This is a genomic window from Geminocystis sp. CENA526, from assembly GCF_050753365.1.
Taxonomy (GTDB): Bacteria; Cyanobacteriota; Cyanobacteriia; order Cyanobacteriales; family Cyanobacteriaceae; genus Geminocystis.
The window spans coordinates 1-2,863 of record NZ_JBLZFY010000206.1; the positions used below are offsets into that span (position 1 = coordinate 1).

Genomic DNA, 2,863 nt, shown 5'->3' on the forward strand with positions numbered 1-2,863 from the left:
GTTTAAATATTAACCTTTCTATTATCCTCATTTTTGGTATATTGGCAAAATTGGGATGCTCCCATCGATTCTTCAAATTCTTCTCTTTCTAAAAGTTTTAGTTTGGCAATATTATCTATTCCGATCGCACCAAAATTGAATACTTTTTCTGGGTTTTCTCCTAATTGAATAACCCTTTTTTCATATTCTTTTGCCGCCACAAAATGAAGATGAGACATTTTTGTAATAGAGTGTCTAATCGCTTCATCTATTGCTCCTTCTGTGGTTTCTCCGCCGTGAATATGTGCTAAGGGTATTCTCAGAATTAAGGCAGTTTCAGCAATGGCTAACATTTCGGTGCGATCGCCCAATACCACTAATATATCTGGTTTTAAGCGTTCTAAAGCATCAGCAAAGCCCATAACACCGACACCCATTGATTTAGCCACACTGACAGGAGTATCACCGGATAAAAGCATTTCTACCTTTGCGGAAATAGTGAAACCATCATTTTTTTCTGGACATCAATGATTTTGTTCTTTATTATTTAACCACTCGATCGCATCTTCTAGGGAGTTAAAATCAAATAGACTTTCTCCAAATAATTCCAATTCCTCAATAGATAAAGTGTTAAGTTTCGATCGTAGGGCTTCATTAACATTCCCAAAGCGTTTTTCTAAAAGACGATTAATGAAGTCGAATTCTCTTTGAACTCCTATTTTTACGCCATCATTAAGGATTCTTTGATAAGTAACAGATTCTTTTAAAAGATCATCTTGTAAATACATTTTGATTAATTCCTCCGAATAATTAATACCTGCTAATAGTTCGACACAAGCGGCAATATTGCTTTTTTGTCTGAGATCAGCTATGTTTTTGATACTATCTGCTACTTGAGATAATAGCATTTCTGGTTGTTCACTTTTAGCCAAAACCGCTAATGGTAACAACTCAGGTTGAAATAAAAGAGGAGTAGGATCACATTCCCAGATTCTAATTACCCGATAACGATGGCTAGTTTCTCCGACTTGAAAACGATCTTCAAACACTTTAGGTAGGTGAGTGATCTAACCATCCCCAAGAGTTGAAAGAGTTGTATAAAACAAAAGCTCTCACATTACAACCTTCTTTTACTAATGTTTCGGTTAGATGAGAACCGATAAAACCATCTGCACCGGTTACTAATATTTTTAATTTACTTAGATTTGATTTTTCCATGAGCTAAACTGATTAATCTTTTACTACCTAAATCTGCTTTTTTTGCCATTAAGTTAAGTTTTGTAAATAAGTAATATAGTTAGTGAATCTTAGCAGAAATCATCAATTTCACCACATCTGGAGTAGTATTTTTCGCTTTCCATCCTAACTTATCCCATGCCTTTTGAGGATTAGCCCGTCCGAATGCCAAATCAATCCGTAGGACGAAATAAACTAGAATCCGTTTGAACGTATTTTTGCCAATCTAAATGGAAGTATTCAAAGGCAAAACGAACAAAATCTTCTAAGGAATAACTTTCTCCAGTAGCAATGACATAATCATCAGGTTGATCTTGCTGTAGCATTAAATACATTGCTTCCACATATTCCTCCGCCCACCCCCAATCTCGATAAATATTCATATTACCTAACTTTAAAGTTCTTGACTTCCTTGTGCAATATGACAGACACTAGCAATGATTTTTTGAGTGACAAATCGATTAGGTCTGAGGGGAGATTCATGGTTAAATAAAATACCAGAACAGGCAAATAAGTTATAGGCTTCTCTGTAATTGGCTACTTGCCAAAAAGCGGCGGATTTGGCTACGGCATAAGGACTTCGAGGACGAAAAGGGGTATTTTCATCGGCAGGAATATCCCCAGTATCACCAAAACATTCACTAGAACTAGCATTATAGATTTTGATGGGACGATCCAGAAAACGGATTACTTCTAAAAGATTTAATGTTCCAATGGTGATACTTTCGAGGGTTTCAACGGGCATTTCAAAGGATAAACCTACAGAACTTTGTCCTGCTAAATTATAGATTTCATCGGGTTTAACTTGCGTAATCACTTGCAAGACACTACGGAAATCTGTTAAAGTCATGGAGGTTAGATTAACTTTGTCCTTAATGCCTAAATATTCTAAGTTACGAAAATGGGATATTTGAGCATCTCTGGATGTTCCCCAAACGGTATAACCTTTGTCCAGTAATAATTTAGCTAAATATGCTCCATCTTGTCCTGATATGCCACAAATTAAGGCAGTTTTCATTGATACTTTGAGTTATAATAGTTAACTATCTTTTAAGTTACCCGATATTGGTGAGGGTTCGATCGAACTTTTGGTTAAGTTTTGTGACGATTTAGGGAAGCCAATTTTCATCGAGGATTTGTTCAAGAGGTGCGATCGGCTCTTCGGGGAAGGTATTAAGGGGAAGTTCAGATATTTGTGTTGCAATTTCTCGTCCATCTTGATAACATTCCTCAAAGACACTTTTAAGATAAGGTTTTAGACTAGGACTATCCCTTAAAAGACGTTTAATTTGTTTCCGAAAATTAATAATTTCTCCTTTCCAATGTTTTCTATTTCGCTCTCTTTCTGTTTCCCAGTAGCCTAATTTCAAGAGATGTTCGATTAATCTCATTAATAAACTTTCCAGTTTTCTTTTATCACTTCGACTCAAACCTAATACCTCCTCAATTAAATTATCCCAGTCAACAGCATTAAAATTTTTATTTTCTAATTGTTTAACGGTTTCTAATATCCAAAGATTATAATCAGTATCGTATAAATTTGTTTGGTTTTTGATTAATTGGGCTACCATTACGACTACCTCCGATTATTTTGTTAGCTTATTATAATTCATTTTAATCGAGTTTTGGGAATGGGGGAGGTTCGATC

Annotated in this window: 4 protein-coding genes and 1 pseudogene; all 5 read right to left on the reverse strand. The window is 35.3% G+C overall.

Annotation, left to right across the window (positions count from 1 at the left end):
- Positions 1–2 precede the first annotated feature (2 nt).
- A complete protein-coding gene (locus ACN4EE_RS22615) occupies positions 3–476 on the reverse strand; it encodes a UDP-N-acetylglucosamine 2-epimerase (RefSeq protein ID WP_431708778.1) in 474 nt (157 codons plus the stop codon).
- A 27-nt stretch (positions 477–503) separates the two neighbouring features.
- A complete protein-coding gene (locus ACN4EE_RS22620) occupies positions 504–1,028 on the reverse strand; it encodes a DUF4351 domain-containing protein (protein WP_431708775.1) in 525 nt (174 codons plus the stop codon).
- A gap of 1 nt (position 1,029) precedes the next feature.
- The gene (locus ACN4EE_RS22625) at positions 1,030–1,197 is read right to left on the reverse strand and encodes a GDP-mannose 4,6-dehydratase (RefSeq protein WP_431708776.1); all 168 of its coding nucleotides are present in this window, start codon (positions 1,195–1,197) and stop codon (positions 1,030–1,032) included.
- A gap of 79 nt (positions 1,198–1,276) precedes the next feature.
- A pseudogene (locus ACN4EE_RS22630) lies at positions 1,277–2,233 on the reverse strand (GDP-mannose 4,6-dehydratase).
- A 91-nt stretch (positions 2,234–2,324) separates the two neighbouring features.
- Complete coding sequence (locus ACN4EE_RS22635; protein WP_431708777.1) at positions 2,325–2,786, reverse strand: DUF29 domain-containing protein; 462 nt, start codon at positions 2,784–2,786, stop codon at positions 2,325–2,327.
- Positions 2,787–2,863 lie beyond the last annotated feature (77 nt).